21 protein-coding genes are annotated in these 24,046 nt (G+C 60.3%); 5 read left to right on the top strand and 16 right to left on the bottom strand.

The features are described from left to right. Positions 1–344 precede the first annotated feature (344 nt). The 5 genes from N5D22_RS21545 to N5D22_RS21565 form a co-directional block, all read right to left on the bottom strand. On the bottom strand, positions 345–2,348 hold the full coding sequence (locus N5D22_RS21545; RefSeq protein ID WP_279657790.1) for an aldo/keto reductase: 2,004 nt from the start codon (positions 2,346–2,348) through the stop codon (positions 345–347). A 45-nt stretch (positions 2,349–2,393) separates the two neighbouring features. Beyond that, a complete protein-coding gene (ugpC, locus tag N5D22_RS21550) occupies positions 2,394–3,479 on the bottom strand; it encodes a sn-glycerol-3-phosphate ABC transporter ATP-binding protein UgpC (RefSeq protein ID WP_279657789.1) in 1,086 nt (361 codons plus the stop codon). Positions 3,480–3,488: 9 nt separating this feature from the next. After that, a complete protein-coding gene (locus tag N5D22_RS21555) occupies positions 3,489–4,325 on the bottom strand; it encodes a carbohydrate ABC transporter permease (protein ID WP_137086249.1) in 837 nt (278 codons plus the stop codon). After that, entirely contained in the window at positions 4,322–5,182 is an 861-nt protein-coding gene (locus tag N5D22_RS21560; protein ID WP_080840201.1) for a sugar ABC transporter permease, read from the bottom strand. Before N5D22_RS21560 ends, N5D22_RS21555 begins: the two co-directional genes overlap by 4 nt. A 509-nt stretch (positions 5,183–5,691) precedes the next feature. After that, positions 5,692–6,963, bottom strand: a complete 1,272-nt coding sequence (locus N5D22_RS21565) for a sugar ABC transporter substrate-binding protein (protein WP_279657787.1) — start codon at positions 6,961–6,963, stop codon at positions 5,692–5,694. Positions 6,964–7,055: 92 nt separating this feature from the next. Here N5D22_RS21565 and N5D22_RS21570 point away from each other — a divergent pair, with 92 nt between their 5' ends. Next, a complete protein-coding gene (locus N5D22_RS21570) occupies positions 7,056–7,946 on the top strand; it encodes a helix-turn-helix domain-containing protein (RefSeq protein WP_046800392.1) in 891 nt (296 codons plus the stop codon). Positions 7,947–7,995: 49 nt separating this feature from the next. Here N5D22_RS21570 and N5D22_RS21575 read toward each other — a convergent pair whose 3' ends face one another. Further along, complete coding sequence (locus N5D22_RS21575; protein WP_279657786.1) at positions 7,996–8,850, bottom strand: helix-turn-helix transcriptional regulator; 855 nt, start codon at positions 8,848–8,850, stop codon at positions 7,996–7,998. A 123-nt stretch (positions 8,851–8,973) separates the two neighbouring features. Between N5D22_RS21575 and N5D22_RS21580 the strand changes: the two genes are divergently transcribed. Together N5D22_RS21580 and N5D22_RS21585 are read left to right on the top strand one after the other, a co-directional pair. After that, complete coding sequence (locus N5D22_RS21580) at positions 8,974–10,170, top strand: MFS transporter (protein ID WP_279657785.1); 1,197 nt, start codon at positions 8,974–8,976, stop codon at positions 10,168–10,170. 85 nt (positions 10,171–10,255) lie between these two features. Further along, entirely contained in the window at positions 10,256–11,152 is an 897-nt protein-coding gene (locus N5D22_RS21585; protein WP_279657784.1) for a LysR substrate-binding domain-containing protein, read from the top strand. Between the two features lie 24 nt (positions 11,153–11,176). Here the strand turns inward: N5D22_RS21585 and N5D22_RS21590 are convergent, their stop codons facing one another. The 10 genes from N5D22_RS21590 to N5D22_RS21635 all read right to left on the bottom strand — a co-directional run bounded on the left by N5D22_RS21590 (position 11,177) and on the right by N5D22_RS21635 (position 21,354). Beyond that, the gene (locus N5D22_RS21590) at positions 11,177–12,457 is read right to left on the bottom strand and encodes a TRAP transporter large permease (RefSeq protein ID WP_279657783.1); all 1,281 of its coding nucleotides are present in this window, start codon (positions 12,455–12,457) and stop codon (positions 11,177–11,179) included. Then, positions 12,454–13,002: a TRAP transporter small permease gene (locus N5D22_RS21595; protein ID WP_279657782.1), complete on the bottom strand. Its 549-nt coding sequence runs from the start codon at positions 13,000–13,002 to the stop codon at positions 12,454–12,456. Before N5D22_RS21595 ends, N5D22_RS21590 begins: the two co-directional genes overlap by 4 nt. Positions 13,003–13,057: 55 nt before the next feature. Next, on the bottom strand, positions 13,058–14,053 hold the full coding sequence (locus tag N5D22_RS21600; RefSeq protein WP_279657781.1) for a DctP family TRAP transporter solute-binding subunit: 996 nt from the start codon (positions 14,051–14,053) through the stop codon (positions 13,058–13,060). A 22-nt stretch (positions 14,054–14,075) separates the two neighbouring features. Next, positions 14,076–14,978 (bottom strand): NAD(P)-dependent oxidoreductase, encoded by a 903-nt coding sequence (locus N5D22_RS21605; protein ID WP_279657780.1) that lies wholly within the window; start codon positions 14,976–14,978, stop codon positions 14,076–14,078. Between the two features lie 12 nt (positions 14,979–14,990). Next, a complete protein-coding gene (locus N5D22_RS21610) occupies positions 14,991–15,293 on the bottom strand; it encodes a putative quinol monooxygenase (RefSeq protein WP_279657778.1) in 303 nt (100 codons plus the stop codon). Positions 15,294–15,310: 17 nt separating this feature from the next. Then, a complete protein-coding gene (locus tag N5D22_RS21615) occupies positions 15,311–16,669 on the bottom strand; it encodes an NAD(P)H-dependent oxidoreductase (RefSeq protein WP_279657777.1) in 1,359 nt (452 codons plus the stop codon). Positions 16,670–16,931: 262 nt separating this feature from the next. Continuing rightward, positions 16,932–17,945 carry a LacI family DNA-binding transcriptional regulator gene (locus N5D22_RS21620; RefSeq protein ID WP_279657879.1) on the bottom strand — a complete coding sequence of 338 codons (1,014 nt, stop codon included), beginning with the start codon at positions 17,943–17,945 and terminating at the stop codon, positions 16,932–16,934. Positions 17,946–18,061: 116 nt separating this feature from the next. Next, complete coding sequence (locus tag N5D22_RS21625; RefSeq protein WP_279657776.1) at positions 18,062–19,072, bottom strand: D-altritol 5-dehydrogenase; 1,011 nt, start codon at positions 19,070–19,072, stop codon at positions 18,062–18,064. 16 nt (positions 19,073–19,088) lie between these two features. Continuing rightward, positions 19,089–19,859, bottom strand: a complete 771-nt coding sequence (locus tag N5D22_RS21630; RefSeq protein WP_020812278.1) for a galactitol 2-dehydrogenase — start codon at positions 19,857–19,859, stop codon at positions 19,089–19,091. Between the two features lie 181 nt (positions 19,860–20,040). Beyond that, positions 20,041–21,354 (bottom strand): sugar ABC transporter substrate-binding protein, encoded by a 1,314-nt coding sequence (locus N5D22_RS21635; protein WP_279657775.1) that lies wholly within the window; start codon positions 21,352–21,354, stop codon positions 20,041–20,043. Between the two features lie 299 nt (positions 21,355–21,653). On the opposite strand from N5D22_RS21635, the gene N5D22_RS21640 reads away from it, so the two are divergent. Beyond that, positions 21,654–22,661, top strand: coding sequence for a sugar kinase (locus N5D22_RS21640; RefSeq protein WP_279657774.1), 1,008 nt, complete (start codon positions 21,654–21,656; stop codon positions 22,659–22,661). After that, positions 22,658–23,935: a D-tagatose-bisphosphate aldolase, class II, non-catalytic subunit gene (locus N5D22_RS21645; protein WP_279657773.1), complete on the top strand. Its 1,278-nt coding sequence runs from the start codon at positions 22,658–22,660 to the stop codon at positions 23,933–23,935. Before N5D22_RS21640 ends, N5D22_RS21645 begins: the two co-directional genes overlap by 4 nt. Positions 23,936–24,046 lie beyond the last annotated feature (111 nt).

The raw sequence follows: 24,046 nt of genomic DNA on the forward strand, positions 1-24,046 counted from the left end.
CCTGTTTCTTCTCCCCGCCGGGGAGAAGTCCGCGGCAGCGGGATGAGGGGGCAAGCGTCGATATATGCGGAGAGCTAGCTCCCTCATCCGACCCTTCGGGCCACCTTCTCCCCGGCGGGGAGAAGAAACGGGCGGCAACGTCGCGCCCTGCCCTATTGCCTTCAAAGGCCGTGGAAAATTCACGGCAGAGATGGCTTACAGATATTCCCACAGCCGCAACGTCATCCTCGGGCCCGACCCGAGGATCCATTGAATTTCGGCGATTTGTGGATCCTCGGATCAAGCTCGAGGATGACAGGGGTTTTAGCAATTTCCCCAACGGCCCCCGGATAATCCGCTGCCGCTCACGCCTCCAGCCATTTCACTTGTTCATCCGTCAGTCTGATATCCAACGCCGAAAGACTATCCTCCAGCTCCGCAATCGTGCGCGGCCCAATCAGCGGAATGACCGGGAAAGGCTGGGCGATGACATAAGCGAGCGCGATATGGATCGGGTGGCGGCCGAGTTTCTGCGCAAGCTCGATCGCCCGGTCGCGGCGGACGAAGTTGCGGTCGGAATACCAGACGCGGACGATTTCTTCATCGTCATGCTTGTCGCGCCCTGCCCTGTCCGTGAAAAATCCGCGCCCCTGGCTGGACCAGGCGAAATTGGGAATCTGGCGGGATTGCAGCCATTCTTTCCACTCGTCATCCGATGCCGCGACGCAGCCCGCCCAGATGGGATCGAGCATTTCCGCCAGCGAGAAATTGTTGGAAAGCGCCGCTGGAGCCTGCTTGCCGTTCTTCCCGGCATAGGCGGCCGCCTCATCCATCCGCTCGCGCGTCCAGTTGGAACCGCCGAAAATGCCGCGAATACGGCCGCGCCGGATTTCGGCATCCATGACATCGACGAACTCGCCGACCGGAACGTCCAGATTATCGCGATGCATGAAATAGGCATCGACATAATCCGTCTTCAGCCGTTCAAGCGACTGATCGAGCTGCTTTGTGATCATGTCAGGATAGCAGAGCGGCGAATGTGCGCCCTTGCCGATCAGCACGATCTCTTCGCGCGGCACGTTGCGGCTGGTGTGCCAGTCGCCGAAAATCGCCTCCGTCCTGCCTGCGCCATAGACATAGGCTGTATCGAAGAGATTGCCGCCCGCCTCGTAAAAGGCATCCAGCGTCAGGGATGCAGAAGCGAAATTGGGGAAGAATTCGAAACCGAGCGCGACCACGGACGCGGACTTGGCAAGGCCCGGTATCTGCCGCTTGGGAACCGAATTTCCGGCAACGACCTTGCCACCGGCGATATTTCCGATGCGCGATGTCGCCTTTTCGACGCTGTATTCCAGTCCGACGGAAGCCCGCCACTGGTCCATGACACGCAGATTGCCGAGACTATCGGCCCATGCCATGCCGGGTGCCGCGAATTCATGTCTGCCCTGGCGAATTGCCTCACCCGCCGCATCGACTTCGAAGGAATAAAGCCAGCGATCCTCCGGCAACTCGATGGTTTCGACCTTGTCGCCCCTGATGATATCGATCCGGCCGGTGCCGCCCTTGTGGCCGGCGGCGAACCAGAAATCCTTGACCTCGATACGGCCTTCCGAGCCGATGATGCGCAGCACATTGTCCTGCGCCGCCATGATCGAGCACGAGACTTCGGCGACGATGCCGTTTGCGAATTTCAGCACGGCCGAGGCCCATTCATCGACGCCCGACTGACCGAGATGGGCGGCGCCCGCCACTTTTTCGGGTTCGGCGAAAGGTTTTCCCTCCACGGCGCCGGCGATCATCCGCACCATGGAAACCGGATACCCCCCGACATCGAGAATGCCGCCGCCCGCCGTTTCATTGGCGAAAAGCCGGTGATCGGCCCGGAACGAGCCCATGTTGAAACCGAAGCTGGAGCGTATGATGCGGATATCGCCGACGGCGCGGGCTTTCACCAGTTCCAGCAATTTCGCCATCTGCGGGTGCAGGCGATACATATAGGCCTCGCCCGCGAAGACGCCGGCCTTTTTCGCCTCGTGGAAAATGGCGTCGGCATCATAGGCGGAAAGCGCGATGGGCTTTTCCACCAGCACGTTTTTACCCGCCCGGATCGCCTTGATCGCCCATTCGGCATGGCCGGTATGGGGTGTGGCGATATAGACCGCATCGATATCGGGATCGGCAAGCAGCGCATCGTAACCCTTGATAATGCGCGCACCGGCAAAGGCCTCGGCAAGGCCGGGCTTGTCCGGATTGCGGGTGGCGATGGCCTCTAACCTGCCGGTGCGGGAATGGGCGATACCGTCAGCAAAGGTTCTGGCAATGGTGCCCGGGCCGATGATGCCCCAGCGGATCGGTTGTTCGGTCGTCATGAAATCCTCGTCTTTCATATCAGTCTTGGGTGCTTGGGAAAGGGTTCAGCGCAGGCGTTCGCCTTTGCTGTCGAAAAGGAAAGCCCTGCGGGCGGAAAGGCCGACCGTCAACCGATCGCGATTGCCAACATCGCGCGATTCCGGCCGCTCGATGATGAGCTGTTCGCCGCCTTCCGTCCGGGCATAGACATAGCTGGTATTGCCGAGATGTTCGGCGACATCGACATGAACGGTGAGATCGGCATCGCCCGCGCCCGCATCGGCAAAATGTTCGGGCCGGATGCCGAGCGAAACCCTGGCTCCATCATTCAAACCGGCCGTGACCGGCAGGTTCAGCCGCACCGCAGGGTCGCTGTCGAGCGAGAGCGTAACGCCCTCCGCGCTGCTGCCGATGATGGTCGCTTCGAGGAAGTTCATCTTCGGTGAACCGACGAAACCGGCAACGAAGCGATTGGAGGGGTCGTCATAGAGATCGAGCGGCGCGCCGACCTGTTCGATATTGCCGGCCCGCAGCACCACGATCTTGTCTGCCAGCGTCATCGCCTCGGTCTGGTCATGCGTGACATAGATCATCGTGGTGCCGAGCTGCTTGTGCAGGCGCGAGATTTCCACGCGCATCTGCACCCGCAATTCGGCATCGAGATTGGACAGCGGCTCATCGAACAGGAAGACCTGCGGTTCGCGCACGATGGCGCGACCGATGGCGACGCGCTGGCGCTGGCCGCCGGAAAGCTGTTTCGGTCGGCGCTGCATCAGCTCGTTGATCTGCAGGATTTCGGCGGCGCGGTTGACCCGCTTTTGCGTATCGGCCTTGGGGTTGCCGTTCATTCTGAGACCGAAAGAGAGGTTTTCGGCCACCGTCATATGCGGATAAAGCGCATAGGACTGGAACACCATGGCAATGCCGCGATCGGCCGGATCGGCATCGCTGACCGTCTTGCCGCCGATCACGATATCGCCGCCGGAAATATCCTCCAGCCCGGCGATCATTCTGAGAAGGGTGGATTTGCCACAGCCGGACGGGCCGACGAAAACGACGAATTCCCCGTCTTTCACCTCGAGATTTGCGCCATGGATCACTTCCAGCGCGCCATAACGCTTCACGACGTTTTTGAGCGAAAGTTCCGCCATGCGGCCCCCTTACTTGACTGCCCCGGCGGAAATGCCGGCGATGAAGTGGCGCTGCAAAGCCACGAAAACCACGAGGATGGGTGCGGTGAGCAGCACCGCGCCGGCCATGATGCCGCCCCATGACACTTTGGTGAGCCCGATGAGGGTGCCAAGCGCCACGGGTGCGGTCATCATTCCTGGGCGGGAATTGATGAGAAGCGGCCAGAGATAATTGTTCCACGAGGCCAGGAAGAGAATGATCGACAGCGCCGCCATGGTGGGACGCGCCAATGGCAGGGCGATGCGCAGGAATATCTGCCACTCCTTGACGCCCTCCACACGTGCCGCATCGAAAAGCTCGGTCGGCATCATCGAGAAGGATTGCCGCATGAACAGCACGCCGAGCGAGTTGAACAGCGGTGGCACGATCAGCGCCACCCATGTGTTGGCGAGCTTGAACTCACGCGCCACCATGATGAATTGCGGAATGACGACGACTGCAAAAGGCAAAGTGATGGTGCCGAGAATGATGGCGATCACCACCCCGCGTCCGGCAAAGCGGTAACGCGCCAGCGCCCAGCCCGCCATCGATGTCAGGAACACCGAAAGCACGGTGTAAATGACGGCGACGGTGATCGAGATGAACATGGCCCGCAGGAAATTGGTATCCGCCTGCAGATTGTTGAAATTCTCGATGAAATTGGTGGAGGGCACCAGCACGATATCCGGGCTGAAAATGCCGTAATCCGGCATGGTCGAGAACACGAACATCATCCACAGCGGAAACAGCCAGATGATGGCAAGCGGCGTCAGCGCCGCATGCAATGCGATCTTCTGCCAGAAAAGCGATCTCGATTTCGATCTCATTTCGGCTCCCTCCCGACCCAGAGATTGAGGAGTGAAATGGCGATGGCGAGCGCCGCCATGGTGTAGGCAATGGCCGAGGCATAACCGAAATTGAGCGACGTGAAGCCCTGGCGATAAAGGAACAGCCCCAGCGTTTCCGTACCGCCGCCCGGCCCGCCCCTGTTGGTGATGAGGAAGGGTTCGGCAAACAGCTGCATGGTGCCGATGACCGAGAGCACGACGCAGAACAGGATGATGGGTTTGAGGAGCGGCAGGGTGATGTGGAAGAACTGCTGCCGCTTGCTCACCTTGTCCAGCGTCGCCGCTTCATAGACGTCGCCGGGGATGGATTGTAGCCCGGCCAGAATGATGATGGCGTTATACCCCGCCCAGCGCCATGTCACGGCAATGATGACCAGCGCCATGGCCGCATTGGCATTGTCGAACCACGAGATGGGCGAAAGGCCGACTGAGGTGATGAGCTTGTTGATGATGCCGAAATCGGCGCTGAACATCAGCCGGAACACCGCCGCATAGGCCACCTCGCCGACGACGACAGGCGCAAAAAAGGCAAAACGATAAAGCGGCCGCGCCTTCAGGAGCGGCGAATTCAACAGCACCGCCATGACGGTGGCGAGCGCGATCATCACGGGCACCTGGATGACCAGAATGATCAGCGTATTATAAAGCGCATTATAAAAGGCCGGATCGGAAACGAGCCGCCCCCAGTTCATGGAAGGCGCAAACCGCCACGGATTGATCCGCGTGTTCTGGAACGACAACATGAACGAGCTGATGATCGGCCAGACCCAGAAGGTGGCGAAAATCAGGAGATAGGGCGCAAGGAACGCATAAGCGATCCTGTTCCTAGACGGCATGACGACCTCCAGATGCCGGACGATGGCCGGATAAATGGAAAAGCTTCAGAAAGAGCGCGCCCCTATGAGGGGAATGCCTTTGCAAAACGGCGCGGCCTATTTCTTCTCCCCGAGGGGGAGAAGGTGGCCCGAAGGGTCGGATGAGGGGGCTAGCTCTCCGGATATCTCTACCCTCGCCCCCTCAACCCGCTGCCGCGGACTTCTCCCCCTCGGGGAGAAGAAACTCGTGGCACCCGCTCGGCCCTAACCGCTGGCTTACTCCGCGACGGGCAGCCCCGTCGCCGTTTCGATCTGCTTTGCGGCAAGCCCGGCCCCGCTTCTGGGGAAGTGCCGTCGCAAAACAGTGCGGCATATTTCTTCTCCCCGAGGGGGAGAAGGTGGCCCGAAGGGTCGGATGAGGGGGCTGGCTCTCCGGATAGCTCTACCCTCGCCCCCTCATCCCGCTGCCGCGGACTTCTCCCCCTCGGGGAGAAGAAACTTGTGGCACCCGCTCGGTCCTAACCACCGGCTTACTGCGCGACGGGGAGCCCCGTGGCCGTTTCGATCTGCTTGGCCGCATCATCAAGCGCTGCTTTCGCATCGGGATACCCGCCGGCGAAATATTTCGTCTGAGTCGCCTTGTAGATCGCATCCGCATCCGACTGGAACGCCGTGCCGCGGCTCGGCACGATCTTCGGCAGGGTGGCCAGAATATCGGTCCACACCGCCTGCCCGCCCCAATAGGCCTGCTTCTCCTTGACGAAAGGATCGTCGATGGCGGACAGCAGCGAGGGAACGAGGCCGAAGGATTTCAGCATCGTCACCTGGCCTTCATTGGTGGTCAGCGCGTAGTCGATATATTTCCACGCCGCCTCCTTGTGCTCGGATGTCGAGCTGATCGCCAGCGACGAGCCGCCGAGATTGGCCGCATGCGGGCCATCCGCCGTCAGGCTCGGCATCAGATAGACGCCCCATTTGCCGGAAAGATCAGGAGAGCCGGAACGAACCGTGCCTTCATACCAGGCGCCATACATCTGGCTGGCGGCCTTGCCGGCCGTATTCGCCTGGATTTTTTCATCCCAGATCGCCGCCGTGATGATGCCGGCGTCCTTCATTTCCTTGACCTTTTCAAGGGTCGCGACACAGGCGGGCTGGTTGATGGTGATGTTCTGGCCATCGGTCGAAAAGTAACCGCATCCCTGCTCATTGGCGATCATGCGAAACCATTCGCTATCGCCGTTAAAATCGGCCTGCGCCAGGACGGTGCCGGGATTGGCGGCCATGACCTTCTTGCCGGCGGCGATGAAATCATCCCAGCTTTTGATGGTGGCCGGATCGACGCCTGCCTTCTCATAGAAGTCGCGGCGATAAAATACCGCTACCGGACCGGAATCCCACGGAACCGCATAGGCGACGCCGTCAACTTCCAGTTCCGTGCGCTTGAAATCAGGGAAAAGCGCCTGTTTCTCAGGCGTATAGCCAAGCTCGGTCAGATTGGCGAAACAATCGGGAAAACGGCTCCAGAACAGCTCCGCCTCGAAATTTTCAATGGTGACGATATCAGGAAGCCCATCGCCGCCGGCTGCGCAGGCGGCCAGCGTCTTGTCAAAAACCTGATTGTTTCCAAGGTCTTCAACGACGATCTTGATATCCGGATTCTGTTTGTTGAAGCCCTCTACCGTGGATTTCAGCGCGGAAGCCGCGACATTCCAGCTCCAGATGGTAACGGTTTCTGTTTGCGCGAAAGCCGGGGCTGCGAGAAGCAGCATGGCCGTAGACGCGCCAAGAAATTTCAAGCACATTGAAAACCTCCCTTTTTCAATTGCCGTTCTTCAGCGAACATGGGCACATTAGCGGGGACAGGAAATCTGTCTCGTAAAAAGGGAACATCGATTTGGCGGAAAGTAAGATTGCCGAAAGAGCCTTCTACCAGCCGGGTGCGAGCAGCATCGAAGGCATGCCGACGACGCTTCAGCTTTTTCACAACCATCCGCCCATCATGCTCAGGCCTCACTGGCACGCGCAGGTGGAAGTGAATTATGTGATGTCGGGATCGGTGCATTATCGCATGGGCGATCACGACCTGACGCTCGATGCCGGCCAGATGTGCATTTTCTGGGGCGGTCAGCCGCACCAGATGGACCATTCCTCTGACGATTCCTTTTACGCCGGCGCGCATCTGCCGCTCGTGCATTTCTTCCGCATGCGGCTGCCCGCCGCCGTTTCCAGCCTGCTGATGGGTGGTGCTACGATGGTGAGTGCTGAGACCGACCGGGCGGATGCGGAAAATTTTGGCCGCTGGTTCCGCTACGTCACTTCGGGGGATCCGGCGAAAGCCCAGCACGCGGTAGAAGAACTGCTGCTGCGGGTGGAGCGGATGTTCCTTGAACCCTACTCCGTCATGTCATCCGCCGCCGATGGCAAACGCAGGGAGGATGACGAGGGCATGGCGCCCTCCATCGGCGTGGTGCGCATGTGCGACTTCATCGCCGCCAATTTTCTCGACGATATCGACGCGACTGAAATTGCCCGCGCCGCATCGCTTCACCCGAAATATGCGATGAACCTGTTCCGCAAATCCACCGGCATGACGCTGATCAAATATCTGACCCTGCTCCGGCTCTCGCGTGCGCAGGCGATGCTGATGACCGGCAAGGACAATATCCTGCAGATCGCCATGGAAAGCGGCTTCGGCTCCGTCAGCGCCTTCAACAAGGCGTTTCGCCAGATATCAGGCATGTCGCCTTCCGATTTCCGCCGCGACATGCGGGCGACGGCGGCTTAGCGCAACTCCTTCATTCCTGTGACAAGCACAGGGATGAGGAGCGTGAAACCTAGTCCCCTATATCTTCCTGGTCGGAAAAAGCTCCCCCGCGCTGCCGCGCCGCCTGCCGGTAGGCCCGCGGCGAACTGCCGAGCATCCGCCGGAACATGGTGGTGAAGGCCGGGATGTTTTCATAACCCGCATCCAGCGCGACATTGGTCACCGCCTCACCCGCAGCGAGCCGCGGCAATGAGGCAAAAATGCAGGCCTGCTGGCGCCATGTCACAAAACTTACCCCAAGCTCCCGGCGGAACAGGCGTGTGAAGGACCGGCGGCTGATGCCCATGGCTGCGGCCCAGTCGTCGATCTCCACCCGTGCGACGGGTTTGTTGAGGAAATCGCGGCAGAGCGCCGCCAGCCGTTGATTGTCCGGAAAAGGCAAACCCAAAGGGCGTTCCGGCAGGCGGTTCACCTCATCCAGCAACAGCGCACGCACGAGACCCTGCCGGTGAAATGCCGACGGCTGGTGTTCTTCGGCCAACAATTCGGAGATAAGGCTTGAGGCCAGATCGGTTATCTCCACCACCCTTGGAGAGGTCGCCTGGAAGAGATCGGGATGAACGTAGATCGAGTACATCTCGACGGTGGATATGACGTCAGCCTCGTGTTGCAGGCCCGCGGGAATGAGGAGCCCGTGACCGGGCGGTATCATCCAGCGCCCGTCCGCCGTGCTGACAAGCACCACACCCCGGCGCGCGCACCATATCTGCACACGGCTATGGTCATGGGGCGGTGTACGATGCCCGGTCGGATAAATGCGATGAAGCGCCAGCACCGGCTCATTGGTGCCGTCGATCAATTTCAGGCTACGCTCATGCTCTTCAAGCGTCACGCCCACTATCTGTCGCGACTTGATTTTTGCCATTTGGCCCACTCACAAAGAAACTCGTCCAGAACACAAATGCAGGCCAGAAACAATATGAATAAAAGCGGGAAGAAATAAAGACATGTTTCCCGCCTTCCGCCGGGGATCCGAGAGGACTTACTCATGGCCACCGTCACCAGCACCGGGTTCAACCCGCAACGCACGGCGTTTTCGATCATCGCCGCCGCCAGCTTCTGCCACATGCTGAACGACATCATGCAATCGCTGCTGACGTCGCTTTACCCGCTGCTGAAAGCGAATTACGCGCTCGATTTCATGCAGATCGGCCTGCTCACCTTCGCCTTTCAGGTCACCGCATCGCTGCTGCAACCGGTCGTCGGCATGGTGACGGACCGCTGGCCGATGCCGTTCTCCCTGCCGGTCGCCATGCTGTCCACCTGCGCCGGCCTCATCACGCTCGCCTTTGCCCATAGTTTCGAAGTTCTGGTGATCGGCGCCTGCCTCATCGGTATCGGCTCGGCGATCTTCCATCCCGAAGCCTCGCGCGTGGCGCGCCTCGCATCCGGCGGCCGCCATGGCCTTGCGCAGTCATTCTTCCAGGTGGGCGGCAATACCGGCACGGCCATCGGCCCACTGCTCGCCGCCTTCATCGTCATCCCGCTCGGCCAGGCGAGCCTCAGCTGGTTCTCGCTGATCGCACTCCTCGGCTTCGGCGTGCTTTCGTGGGTCGGCGTCTGGTACACCCGCCACCGCCGCGCAACCGTCGGCAAGGCGCCAGCCAGCCGCACCCTGCCGCTCTCACGCGGCACGGTGATGATGACACTTCTGGTGCTGGTGGTTCTGACCGCCACCAAGAACGCCTATCTCGCCAGCCTGTCCAGCTACTTCACCTTCTACACCATCGACAAGTTCGATCTTGGCGTACAGGATGCGCAGGTTCTGCTGTTCCTCTTCCTCGGGGCTTCGGCGCTCGGCGTGTTCTTCGGTGGCCCGATCGGCGACCGTTTCGGCTCGCGCGTCGTCATCTGGTTCTCGATCCTCGGCGTCATCCCCTTCGCGCTGCTGCTGCCCTATGCCAACCTGTTCTGGACGGCGGTTCTGGTCGTCGTCATCGGCTTCGTTTTCTCCTCCGCCTTCTCGGCCATTGTCGTCTTCGCGCAGGAACTGGTGCCGGGCCGCGTCGGCCTCATCGCCGGCATGTTCTTCGGTTTCGCCTTCGGTTTCGGCGGTATCGGGGCTGCAGTTCTGGGCGTCTATGCGGATAAGGAAGGCATCGAATTCGTTTACCGCATCTGCTCCTACATGCCGCTGCTCGGCCTGCTCACGGTGTTCCTGCCGAAACTGCCGAGCCACCGCTGAAAGCTTAGCGTTCAACGCTTTTCATCACGGCGGTCACCTGTGATACTCAGGTGACCGCCGTGATCCGTTTAGCGAAGACTGAGCCATGCAAATCCCGATAAAATCGATCCTCGTTTTCCACGCCGCGGCAAGGGCGGGCAGCATTTCCCGGGCGGCGGAGGAACTGAGCGTCACGCCTTCGGCCGTTTCCCAGCAGATCCAGTTGCTGGAAGGTCAGCTCGGCACGACCCTGATGGCGCGAACCGGCCGCAAGGTGACGCTGACCGAAGCGGGCGAGCGGTACTTCTCGATGATAACCGCCCAGATCGAGCAGATTGCCGACGCCACCGACAGCATTCGCGGTTTCCGCTCGGTCACGACGCTGACGATCCGGGCGACGCCGACCATATCAAACAAATGGCTGCTGCCGCGCCTCGGCTCGTTTCTGGAGGAGCATCCCGAACTGGAAGTGCGTCTCGACGGCACCAATGAGCCGACCGATTTTTCGCAGGAACTCGTCGATATAGAGCTGCGCCACGGCGACGGGCGTTGGCCGGGCCTCTTCGTGGAAGGGCTGGTGGAGGAGGAATTCCTGCCGGTGTCCTCCCCGGATTACGCCGCCGCCGGAAGCCTTCAGGCTGCCGATCTGCTGGATCTGCGGCTCATCCATTCGGTGAAGGCGCAGGCGCAGTGGACGCACTGGTTTCCGATGGCGGGCGTGCATTCCGACAGGAGATGGCGGCGTGTGCTGTTCGACCGCAGCCATATGGCCATCGACGCGGCGGCCGGCGGCCTGGGCGTCGCGCTGGAAAGCACGCTGATGATGGAACGGGAACTCGGCACCGGTGCGCTCGTCTGCCCGGTCGTCGACGCGCCGCGTATCAAGCTCGTCACCCAATGGATCGTTTGCCCGCATTCCCATCTGCGGCAGAGGAAGGTGACGCTGTTTCTGGAGTGGATGCGAAAACAACGCGACGAGTGGCGTGACCGTCGCGTTGTCTGATTTTTCAGGCCTTCATGCCCGGCCTTAATAGAGACCCATAAGCCGGATGGGCGCAAGCGTCAGATCCGGGAACAGGACCAGGGCGAAGATCGCGGCGACAAGGATAGACATTGGCGCAAGCGAACCCTTGATCACATCCTCGATTGACATTTTCGCCACTTGAGCCACGGCGAACAGGCACACACCGACCGGCGGCGTCACAAGCCCGAGCGTCAGGGTGATGACCATGACGATCAGAAAATGGATCGGATCGACCCCAAGCGACACGGCCGGCGGCAGAAGCACGGGTATGAGAATGAACATCGCCGCGATCGCATCCATGAACATGCCGACGATGATGAGGAACAGGAATATCAGCACCATCGCCATGGTCGGGCCGGTGCTGATATGGCCGAGGAAAACCGCCACCTGAGCCGGCAGGCCGTCAAAGGTGAAGACCCAGGCCGCCAGTTTCGCTGTCGCCGCGATGAAGAGGATCGAGCCCGATGTGCGCGCGGTTTCCATGAAGATGCCGAGCAGCGCCGAAAACGGGATCGTGCGGTAAAGGATGACGGCCAGAAACAGCGTATAGACAACGGCGATGCCAGCCGCTTCCGTCGGCGTGAAATAACCGTCGACAATGCCGATCAAAAGGATCACCGGCGTCAGCATCGGCAGGATGGCCGCAAGGCCGGTCGTTACCACGCGCCGCACATTAAACGGCGTCGGCGGGTTGAAGCCGTTGCGCACCGCATAAATATGATTGAACACCATGAAAACGAAGGCGAGGAACAGTCCCGGCACCAGCCCCGCCACGAGCAGCGTTCCGATGGAGGCATTCGCAACCGACCCGGCAATGACGATGAGGATGGACGGCGGAATGATGGAGGAAAGCGTGGAGGTGCAGAGCGTCAGGCCGACGGCATAACCCTTCGGGAAACCATGACGCTCCATGGCCTTGATCTCGATTGCGCCGATGGAGGCGATATCGGCGACGGAGGAACCGGAAACACCGCCGAAAATCACCGAGGAGGCGACGTTGACATGGCCAAGACCGCCCGGAAGCCAGCCGACGATCGCCTCGGCGAAATCGAACAGCCGTTCGGCCACTCTGCCCCGCTCCATCAGGACACCGACGAGAATGAAAAGCGGCACGGCCACGAGAAGGAAGGAATTCATGCCCGAGAACATGGTCTGCGCCAGAAGGTCCATCGGCATCGACGTATAGAGCGCGATGGAGGCGAGGCTTGCGAGGCCGAGCGCGACGGCCAGCGGAACGCCGAAGGCGCTCATGAGAAGGAAAAGTCCAAGCAGCGTCAGGCTCATGGCCGTTTCTCCAGATTTCCGACGATCAGATCGGCCTCCGGCAGAGGCTGAGACGCCTCCGGCAGCTCGATACGGTCGCGATGTTGACGCAGGGATTCCACGATGGCGGCAATGCCCAGGGCGGCGCTGAGCGGAATGATGATGCCGATCATCCACATCGGTGTGGCAAGCGTGGCGGCGGCTTCGTTCATGACATATTGCTGGCGCACCAGCGTCCAGCCGGTCCAGATCATCAAGCCGAAAAAGACGACCGACGACACAATGTAGATGGGCAGCGCGAGACGCCGCACAAAGGCCGGCATCAAGGCAATGAATACCGTTACCCGCGCCATGTCGGCGGTCCGGAAACTGCCGGCAACCCCCAGGAACACCATCCATATGAAAAGATAGCGTGTCGCCTCTTCGGTCCAGGAGACCGGGGTGCCCCAGATACGGGTCGACACCTGCAAGAGCACGACGGCAAGAACACCGACGGCGGCCAGACCGGCCAGCACGTCGGTCGACAATCTGATGACCCTGCCGAAAAATGATGACGTTTCGTCCATAAACCTGTCCTCCCGACCGGACCGGCCGTAAACCGGTCCGGCAGATATCAATGCCTCATTTCTTGCCGACGGCGGCAATCGTCCTGTCGAAGAAGGCCTGATCCTTCACAAGCCCTGCAAAGACCGGATAGAGGCCCTTCGATACCTCGACGAAAGCCTTCTGCTGTTCAGGCGTCAGGCGATTGACCTCCATGCCGTGTTTCTGCAATTCGGCAATCGTCACTTCCGCGCTCGAAGCGTCATTCTGCACCTTCCATGCCTCCGCCTCCTTCGCCGCCGCCTCGACAGCCGCCTTGTGCGCATCGCTCAGGGCGTTGAACTTGGCGGGGCTGATACCCAGAACCCAGCCATCACCCATGTGGTTGGTGATCGAAACGTATTTCTGCACCTCGTAGAATTTTGCCGACAGCGGAACGTTGATCGGGTTTTCCTGCCCGTCGACGACCTTCAGCTGCAGGGCATTATAGACCTCGGCAAAGGCGAGCGGTGTCGGTGCTGCGCCCATTTTCTTGAAGAACTCCACCCAGAGCGGATTGTTGGGGACCCGGAACTTCAACCCGCGCAGGTCATCCGGCGAGGTTATCGGGCGTTTGGAATTGGTCATCTGGCGGAAGGGGCGCGGCCACAGATCCACTGCCTTGATGCCGATCTTTTCCAGTCCCGCGATCAGTTCCTTGCCCTGCTCACCCTCCAGATAGGTGCGAAGCTGCTCTTCGTCGTCAAAAAGATAGGGAATGGAAATCGCCGAAAAACGCGGGTCGAAATTCGCATAAAGCGATGTCGCCAGAAGCAGCATGTCGAGCGATCCGCCCGCCAGCTGCTTGACGGCCCCCGACGGGTCGCCGCCATAAAGCGAGCCGTTCGGGAAGACCTTGACCGTGACTTCGCCATTCGTCTTGGCGGAAACCAGTTCGGCGAACTTGTTGGCGGCGAGCGTGATTTCGGAATTGTCCGGATCAGGCGTCGAAAGTGTCAGCGTTTCCGCCTGTGCGATGGATGCAACCAGCATGGTGGCGGCGAGAGCCAGCCCGTAAAGTCTTGAAATTTTCATGTGTTCCTCCCTTTGTTGTGTCTCAAACAGTTTCGAGCGTTCCTCCGAACGCATTCATGCGCTTAATTTCAAGGATCACACCGCTGTGATCAAGCTCGCCCGCGCCATGCTCGACCATGGAGCGGAACAGCCGGTCAACCTCCTCGCCGACCGGTAGTCTGAGGCCCCGGCTTCTGGCGAAGGCCAGCGCCGTGGACGTATCCTTCACCTGATATTTCGCCGGCCCGCCGGGACGGAAATCGCCCTCCACCATGCGTTTTCCGTGCTGGCGGAAGACGGTGGAATCGGCAAAGCCGCCAAGTAAAGCGTGGCGCACCTGCGCCGGGTCTGCTCCCCCCGCTTCAACCAGCGTCAAAGCTTCCGCAACGGCGCAGATTGTCGAGGCGACGATCAGCTGGTTGGCGAGCTTGGCCAGAGAACCGCAGCCCACCGGACCCACATGGGTGACGCGGCCAAGGCAATTGAGGAGTGGCCGCAGCGCATCCACATCCTGCTGTTCGCCGCCGGCCATGATGGCGAGCGTTCCTTCGATCGCTCCCTTTTCACCGCCGGATACGGGCGCATCGACATATTTGAGGCCGCAAGCCCTGGCTGCCTCCGCCTGTTCCATTGCGATTTCGACGGGAATGGAACTCATGACCAACAGAACCGCGCCGGACCTCATGGCTGAAACGACACCCGAGGAGCCGAGCAGAACTTCGTTGCAGACCGGCCCCGAACTCAGCATGCAGAGCACGGCATCCGCTTCGGACGCGGCCTCGGCAGCCGTTGCCGCGAGCTGCATGCCCTTCTCCGCCAGAACCGCAGCTTTTTCAGCGCTGCGGTTCCAGACCTTGACGGAAAACCCGGCCTCCGCCAGACGCGCCGCCATGGGAGCACCCATGATACCCGTTCCAATAACGGCAATCCGGCGAATGTCAGCCATCGTTTCCATCTTTCAAAGCCACTGCCGGTTCAGAAACCGCACCGGCAGTTCTTCTTCGATGAGGGCGGGAAACGCCTCGCGAAACCGGTCGAGATGCGGTGTCTTCAGATGGTCATCGAAAGCCTGCCTGTCGTCATAGACCTCATAGAACACCACATTATTCCCCGTTTCCGGCCGCACCACGTCGAATTGCCGGCAACCCGGTTCATCCTGAACCGAATGCCTGGCGTCATCGCGCGCGGCGTCGAGAAAGGCATCCATCGAGTCGGGCTTCACCCGAAATTCCGCGATCACCACGAAAGCTCCCTTCAACATGTCCCGTTCTCCGTCCATCACGCGGCTGCGTCTTTTTGCGGACGGAAGCGGTTTTCCATGTCCTGACGCAACTTCACCACGTCAAGGTCGTTCACCAGCTCCACATCGTCGAAGCTGACGATCTGGTCCTTCTTGATGGCGCGCTTCAGCTTGACATTATGGGCAAGGCCAATCGGCAGCGCCTTCATATCAAGGCTGCGGGTAGCGGGAATGGCATTCGCCCAGACCGCGTAACCGCCCTCGCCGTCCAGCATCTCGCCGGGCTGCATGTCCTTCTTCGCGGTCGCAACCGCATCGCCGCGAAATTCTTTCGAGCAACCGGTGGCCTCGTTGCGCAGCACGGCGGAGAGAACGCTGATCGAGGTTTCCAGCCCGATGATGTGGAACGGACGCCACATGGAGGCGTACCAGCCGGACGGGTCGGTTAGGAGGCCATATTGTTTGAAGCAGGCGCGGGCATATTCATTATGGGCCTTGAAGGTGACGAAAACACCGTAGCGGATGTTGTTGAACACCTCGCGTCCATCCGGCTCCTGGCTTGCGGCAATATCGACCAGACCGGAGCGCGCCATGCGGCCGCCATCGGCAGCGGGGCGGAAGACGCGGGCGAGATCGTGCAGGCCGGCCGGCGGGAAGGCCAGACCGTCATCCGGGCAGTCCAGCCCCGTACCGTTGGCGACGGCCGCCATTTCAATGGCCGCCTTGGTGCCGTCGGTGAAGGAATTGTACATTTTCGGATTGAAGTCGCCCTTGGCCACTTCCTCGTCCGTCCAGCCGAAATAACCCCAGACCGTATCAGGCGTCGAATAACGGTAACGCGGCTCGAAATTCATGCCCTTGCCGGCGGAGACGACCTCGAAACCGGTGGCGCGCGCCCAGTCGACCAGTTCGCAGATCAGCGCCGGCTGGTCGCCGTAAGCCATGGAATAGATCAGGCCCTTGGCCCGGGCCTTTTCGGCAAGGATCGGCCCGACCATGACATCGGCTTCGACATTGACCATGACGACGTGCTTGTTGTGATCGATGGCGCCCAGCGCATGGCGCGCGCCGGCCAGCGGATGGCCGGTCGCTTCGATCACGCATTCGATCTCGCCGCAGGCGAAAAGCTCGTTCACGTCGTCGGTCACATAGGTCTTGCCGCTCTTCAGCGCCTCGGCGCAGCTCTTCGCATCGTAACGCTCCTTCGGCCAGCCGACGCGATCAAACGATTCCCTTGCCTTGCCGACATTGATATCTGCGACGGCGACCATATGGAAACCGGCAATGCGCTGCGCCTGCGCCAGCACCATGGAACCGAACTTGCCGGCACCGATGAGACCGACCCGCACAGGCCTGCCGCCGGCTGCACGCGCTGACAGAAGAGAATAGAGATTCATGTTTTGACATCCTTCGCTGGGGAAATTGCTGGCGAGAATGTCCAGTCAGCCCGGCAAAGGCCATGCGATACCGAGGCTGCGAAGGCTCTTCCCTCGCGGCACCGACGGCATGACGATCCAACGTTCCTCCCGGATACCGGCACGCCTTTGCGCCGGCTCTCGCGGTCGCCTCCCAAAGCAACCTTGAAAACAGAGTAGGAGCGTTCAAATATTAGTTCTATTTAGAAAATCAGATTCTTTGTTTAGCTTATCTAACAAATCATCAGGCCGATTTGCGCAGCATCAGATCGGCGCTGAGGAGAATTCGCTCGCGCATCCGCGTCGTGTCATCCGCCTCCTCGTCCAGCTTCTGCAACAGAAGCTCGATCGACAGCCTGCCGATCTCGTTATAATTCTGCGCTACCGTGGTAATCGGCGGGCAGGCGTAACGCGACAGCGGATGATCGTCATGGCCGGCGACCCTGAGGTCATAATCCGCACCATGGCCGACCCTGATGCCCTTCTGGAAAGCGGCGGCGATGACACCGAAGGCGATACGGTCGTTGGCGCACAAAATAGTGCGCGATGGCAGAGACCCCGCCCCTTCCAGCAACCGGCCCGCCTCATCGAAAGCGAAACGCTCGAAATCCCAGGTGACAATGTCTGGAACGTTGATCACCTGCGGCTCGAAACCGAGGCGCTGCATGGCCTCCACGTATGCCGTGCGGCGCGTGGCGGCATTGGTATTGACCTGCGGCATGTCGAAGAAACAGGGCGGCTCGCCCGAGCGGCAGAGATAATCCACCATCAGCCCGACGCTCTGGCGATTGTCGGTGCCGACAAAGGCCGAGGTCTCGTCGAGCGGCGAATCGACATAAACGATGGGAATGCTGGCCGCGAGCTGCTCCAGCGTGGCACGATGGGATTTGACCCCGAGCGGCGCGATGATCGCGCCGGCCACATTCATCGACTTGAAGGTGCGGATGGCGCGGTCTTCGATTTCCGCCTTGCCGTCCGATGACAGCACGAAGGCAAGAAACCCCGCCTCGTTGGCGATGAGCTCGATGCGGCTCGTCAGCGCCATATAGAAGGGATCGGTGGAATTCGGGATGATGATGCCGATGATATTGGAACGGCGGCGATTGAGATTGACGGCGAAAATATTGGGCCTGAAGCCCGATTTCTTCAGCGCATCCTCGATGGCGTCCCGGGTCTTCTTGCGGACCGAGGCCGGATCATTGAAGTATTTCGAAACAGTCGGGCGGGAAAGGCCGACGAATTCCGAAAACTCTTCCATCGTCCTGATAGATTTGGCCAAAGTGCTTGCCCCCATGAACTATTACATGTGGTACTTTATATCGACCGGCCTTCGCACGAAAAGCCGGTCGACTGCGGTTATCAACCACCAAAAGATCATTCGGCTGCAAATTGCACTTTCATGGTGGCCGGATCGGATGGTTTCTTCGTAAAGAACGGCAGCATCTCCGAAAGCGGCAGCCGGTGCGAGACGAGCCGCGCCATGACATCGCCATCCGTTTCCAGAATGGCGAGCGCCTGCGGTATGTTTCGGTTCAGCGAATGCGAGCCGACAAGCTTCAGCTGACGCCTGAAGATTTCGAAGGGCGCAACCGAAATGCGGGCATCAGGCGCGCAGACGCCGAAGAACAGCGCCGTGCCGCCATCAGCAACCAGCGGGATCATCGCTTCCGCAACGGGTGCGATACCGGTCGCATCGGCCACGACATCGAAAGACTTCTGTTGCCGCAGCAGCGCTTCCGAACCGGAAACCGCCACCTTAAGCCCGAGACCTTCGGCAAAAGCCAGCCTGCTTTCGTTGATATCGGCAATCGTCGCCGTCTCGATGCCGCGCGCTTTCAGCGACAGGGCAAGCAGCAGGCCGATGGGACCGGCGCCAAAAACCAGCGCATTTTCAGCCACCGTTCCGTTCTCGCCGATACCCGCGCTTTGCATGCCGTTGACGACGCAGGCAAGCGGTTCGGCCAGCGCCGCGACATGATAGGGCATGGAACCGATGCCATGCAGGTGATCGGCGTGTACGACGCTGAATTCCGCGAAACCGCCATTGTGGGAAACGCCATAGGCCTTCAGCGTGCTGCAAAGATTGGTCAACCCCTTCCTGCAACTCGGGCAGGTGCCGCAGGGCAGATTGGGATCGACCACCACCCGGTCGCCGGTCTTTATGCCCGTCACATCGGCGGCCACGGCCGCGACTTCACCGGCATATTCATGGCCCGGAATGACCGGAAAGGCACCGTCACCGTAACGCGCGTGGAGAACATCGATATCGGTGTGGCAGAGGCCGGAAGCCTTGACTCGCACGAGCGCGTGGCCCGGCGGCAGATCGGCAACGGGAACTTCCGCCAGAACGGCCTGTCCCTTCTCGACGAATTGAATGGCATGCATGGTCATCTCCGGCTTTTCAGCTCATCCAGTTGCCGCCGTCGACATTATATGTCTGGGCGAGAATATAGTCGCTGTCAGAAGAGGCGAGGAAAACCGCCAGCCCCTTGATGTCGTCGGGCGTCGCAAAACGGCCGATCGGCACGGATTTCGCCACCGCCGCCTTCTTCTCGCCCGGCTTCAGGCCTTCCCATTTAGCGAATTCCGCATCGACCACTTCCCAGTGCTCACCATCCACGACGCCGGGTGCAATGGCGTTGACATTGATGCCGTGCTTGACGAGCGCCAGCGCCGCCGACTGCGTGGCGGAAATGATCGCCGCCTTGGAGGCGCAATAAAGCGTGACGAGCGCTTCGCCGCGACGGCCGGCCTGGCTCGCCATATTGATGATCTTGCCACCGCGCGCCCGCTCGATCATCACATTGGAAACCGCCTTCATCATGAAAAGCGGTCCCTTGAGATTGATGTCGAAGACCCGCTCATAACTTTGTTCGGTAATGCCGTTGATCGGCGCCATATCGAAGATCGCGGCATTGTTGACGAGAATGTCGATACCGCCGAATTCCTGATCCACCGCCTTCACCACGGCATCGATCTCGGAAAGATCGGTCACATCCAGCTTCACGGCCTTGGCTGCAGGGCCGATGGCGGCAGCAGAGGCCGTCGCACGGGCAATATCGATATCGGCGATAATCACCTTCGCACCTTCATCGGCAAAAGCCTGCGCGAAACCAAGGCCGATGCCGCGGGCGGCGCCGGTTATCAGCGCGACCTTGTTGTTCAATCTCATGTCGATCTCCGTGATGCATGGCGGGCAGTCGATGAATTCAGCCCTGCATTTGTTGTTAGATGCAATTTTTCCACTCCCTCATTCCTGTGCTTGTCACAGGAATGAGGGCGGAGGGTGCGACAGTCCCACCCATGCCGCCCGCCCCCGAAAGGCGAACGGGCGGCACGCCGGGAGGACGCGGCTACTTGATGTAGCCCGCGCGGGTCATGTCACGTTCGACCTGTTTCTGTGCGCCTTCGAGCGCCGCATCGACGGTCTGCTGGCCGGAAAGGGCTGCCGCGATCTGCTGGCCGACAACCGTGCCGATGGACTGGAATTCCGGTATGGCGACGAACTGCACGCCGGTATAGGGCACCGGATCCTTGGTCGGCTTGGACGGATCGGCCGACATGATGGCTTTCAGCACCGTATCCGCAAAGGGCGCAGCCTTCTTGTATTCCGGCAGCTCGTAGGTGGATTTGCGCGTGCCCGGCGGCACGGCCACCCAGCCTTCGCTTTCACCAACCGTCTTCACATAGGACTTCGAGGTCGCCCATTTGACGAAGGACTTGGCGGTTTCAAGCTTCTTCGTGCTGTTTGGGATTGCAAGGTTCCAGGACCACGACCAGCTCGAACCGTTCGGCGTTACCTCGACCGGAGCACGCGTAAACGCGGTCTTGTCGGCAACCTGGCTCTGCTTGGGGTCATAAACGCGGCCCGCCGCCGAGGTGGCGTCGATCCACATGGCGCAACGGCCGGACGAAAACAGCGTCTGGTTTTCGTTGAAGCCGTTGGCGGCCGCACCGGGCGGGCCGTAGGAGGTCATCAGCGCCACATAATCCGCAATCGCCTTTTTCCACGACTCGCTCGTCAGCTGCGGTTTCCAGTCCATGTCGAACCAGCGGCCGCCATAGGTATTGATCATGGTGCCGAGGAAGGCCATGTTCTCGCCCCAGCCCGGCTTGCCGCGCAGGCATATGCCATATTGCTGTTTCGACTTGTCGGTCAGCTTGGCAGCGAAATCCTTGATCTGGTCGTAGGTCGGATTGTCGGGCATCTTCAGGCCGGCGGCGTCGAACAGATCCTTGCGATAAAGCGTGAACGAGCTTTCGGTGTAGAACGGCACGGCGTAAAGCTTGCCGTCGACAGTCAGGCCTTTCTTGATCGGATCAAGCAGATCGGCGTAATCGTAATCGTCGCCGAGATCATCGACGGGCGCCAGCCAGCCCTGCTTGCCCCAGATCGGCGCTTCGTAACCGCCAATGGTCATGATGTCGAACTGGCCGCCATTGGTGGCGATATCGGTGGTGACGCGTTCGCGCAGGACATTCTCTTCCAGCACGATCCAGTTGATCTTGTTGCCTGTTTCCTTCTCCCAGGCACTGGAAAGCTTCTGCATGATGATCATGTCGCCATTGTTGACGGTGGCGATGTTGATCTCTTCCGCCTGCGCCAGCCCGGCCAGAAGCCCGGCTCCAACCACAGACGACGACAGAATTCCAATGAATTTGCTCATGATACCCGCTCCTCCTTTACGGATGTCCACGCATAACAATACATGCGTAAATTTTTTATCTCGCAAAATCGCATCCATTGTCAACATCCAAGAATAAATGATCGCGCAACCAAACCGCCCGAAACCTGCATAAATCCTTGTTTATGCCAATATATTCGCTTCATAATTTATTATTTCACACATTTTCATTGCTGCATCGCAGCAGAAATTTCATCCTTCGATATATTGACGCGCGTAAACTTTAACTGATATCCGGAAAAGCAACAGACCAAAAATGCACCTGCCCGGCAGGACGGCACATGCTTATGGAGGAGACGATGAGGCAGGCATCTACACTGGCGCCGCAGACACAGGGCCCGACCATCACGGCCGGCGAAATCCTCGTGGAGATCATGGCGACGACGGTGGGAAATGGCTTTCTCGAGCCGCAAACGCTGATCGGCCCTTTCCCGAGCGGCGCACCGGCCATCTTCATCGATCAGGTGGCGCGGTGCGGCGGAACCGCCGGCATCATTGCCGCAGTCGGTGACGACGATTTCGGCCGCCTCAATGTCGAAAGACTGCGCCGCGACGGCGTCGATGTCTCGGCAATCGCTACTATTCCAGATCGCCCGACCGGCAGCGCCTTCGTGCGCTACCGTGAGAACGGCGCGCGCGACTTCGTTTTCAACATCGCCCATTCGGCGGCCAGCGAAACGCAGATGACCGATGAAGCGCAGGCGCTCATCGAAAAAGCCGGCCATGTGCACGTCATGGGATCGGCCTTCGCGATTGCCGGCATTGGCGACATCATTCTGGAGGCGATCGGACATGTCAGGGCACGTGGCGGTTCGGTGTCTTTCGATCCGAACATCCGCAAGGAACTGGCGCAGGGTGACGAAGGCCGCAGGCTGATCGACGATCTGCTTGCCGTCACCGATCTCCTGCTGCCGTCAGGCGAAGAACTTCAGTCAGCCTCCGGTCTGGACGATGAGGATGCGGCGATAGAAAAGCTGCTCGCCTCCGGTGTCGGCGAAATCGTGCTGAAACGCGGCGCGAAGGGCGCAAGCCATTTCAGCCGTGCGCATGGGCGCATCGACGCCCCCGGCCTGAAGGTGACGGAAATCGACCCGACCGGCGCCGGCGACTGTTTCGGCGCAACCTACCTCACCTGCCGCCGCCTCGGCATGCATCCGCAAAAGGCGCTCACCTATGCGAACGCGGCCGGCGCACACAACGTCATCAGGCGCGGCCCGATGGAGGGTGCCGCAAGCCTTGCCGAACTCGACGCCTTCATGGCCGCCCAACCTTCCGGAGAAAACCGATGACCGGCATATTGGAAAACCTCGCCTCTGCACGCCGGGCCGGCAAATTCCGCGGCATCACCTCGGTCTGCTCGGCCCATCCCGTGGTGCTGCGCGCCGCCATCCGCCGCGCCGCCGCCAGCGAGACACCCGTTTTGATCGAAGCCACCTGCAACCAGGTCAATCATCTCGGCGGCTACACCGGCATGACGCCGCGTGACTTCGTCGCTTTCGTCAATACCATCGCTTCGGAAGAAGGACTGCCGGCCAAGCTTTTGATTTTCGGCGGCGATCATCTCGGCCCCAACCCCTGGCGCAAGGAAAAGGCCGAAGACGCACTGAAAAAAGCCGCCGCCATGGTCGAGGCCTATGTGACATCAGGCTTTCGCAAGATCCACCTTGATGCCTCCATGGGCTGCGCCGGTGAACCCGCGGCGCTGGATGACGTCACCATCGCCAACCGCGCTGCCAAACTTGCGGCCGTTGCGGAAAAGGCCGCCACCGATGCCGGCCTGCCCAAACCGCTTTATATTCTTGGCACCGAAGTGCCGGTGCCTGGTGGCGCCGACCATGTACTCGACACTGTCGCCCCGACGGAACCGCAGGCGGCACGCAGCACCATTGAGCTTCACCGTGAAATTTTCTCGCAGCACGGTCTTTCCGAAGCCTTCAACCGGGTCATCGCCTTTGTTGTGCAGCCCGGCGTGGAATTCGGCAGCGACAATGTTGTCGCTTATGATCCGCAGGCCGCCGAAGCGCTGAGCGGCGTACTGGACGGCGAACCGCAGCTGGTGTTCGAGGCCCACTCGACGGATTATCAGACGGAACCTGCGCTGGCCGCGCTGGTGCGCGACGGGTATCCGATCCTGAAAGTGGGCCCCGGCCTGACCTTCGCATACCGGGAAGCGCTTTACGCGCTCGATATGATCGCTTCCGAGATGGTCGGCGATTATGGCGACCGGCCGCTGGCGCGGACCATGGAGGAGCTTATGCTCGCCGCCCCCGCCGACTGGCGCGGACATTACCATGGCGATGATATCACGCTCCGATTGCAGCGCCACTACAGCTACAGCGACCGCATCCGTTATTACTGGACGCGGCCGGAGGCGCTTGCCGCCGTTTCCACCTTGCATAAGGCGCTGGATGGGAAGACAATTCCCGAAACCCTGCTGCGCCAATATCTCGGCGAATTGCCGCTCGCGGCGGTTGCGGGCAGGACGATGGAGGAGGTTCTGGTTACGGCGGTGGATCAGGTGCTGGCGACCTATCATGCGGCGACCGGCGAAGGTCGCCACTGAGATATCGTCAAATCGGGCGTTAAACTTGCGTGCCCCGGCTGATACGCCGCGGGTATCGGTCTGGGAGGGACTATCATGGCAACCCGAAACACGAGCGGTCTTGCGCGGGTG

This window comes from Agrobacterium sp. GD03872 (assembly GCF_029840625.1).
In the GTDB taxonomy this organism is placed as follows: Bacteria; Pseudomonadota; Alphaproteobacteria; order Rhizobiales; family Rhizobiaceae; genus Agrobacterium; species Agrobacterium fabrum_A.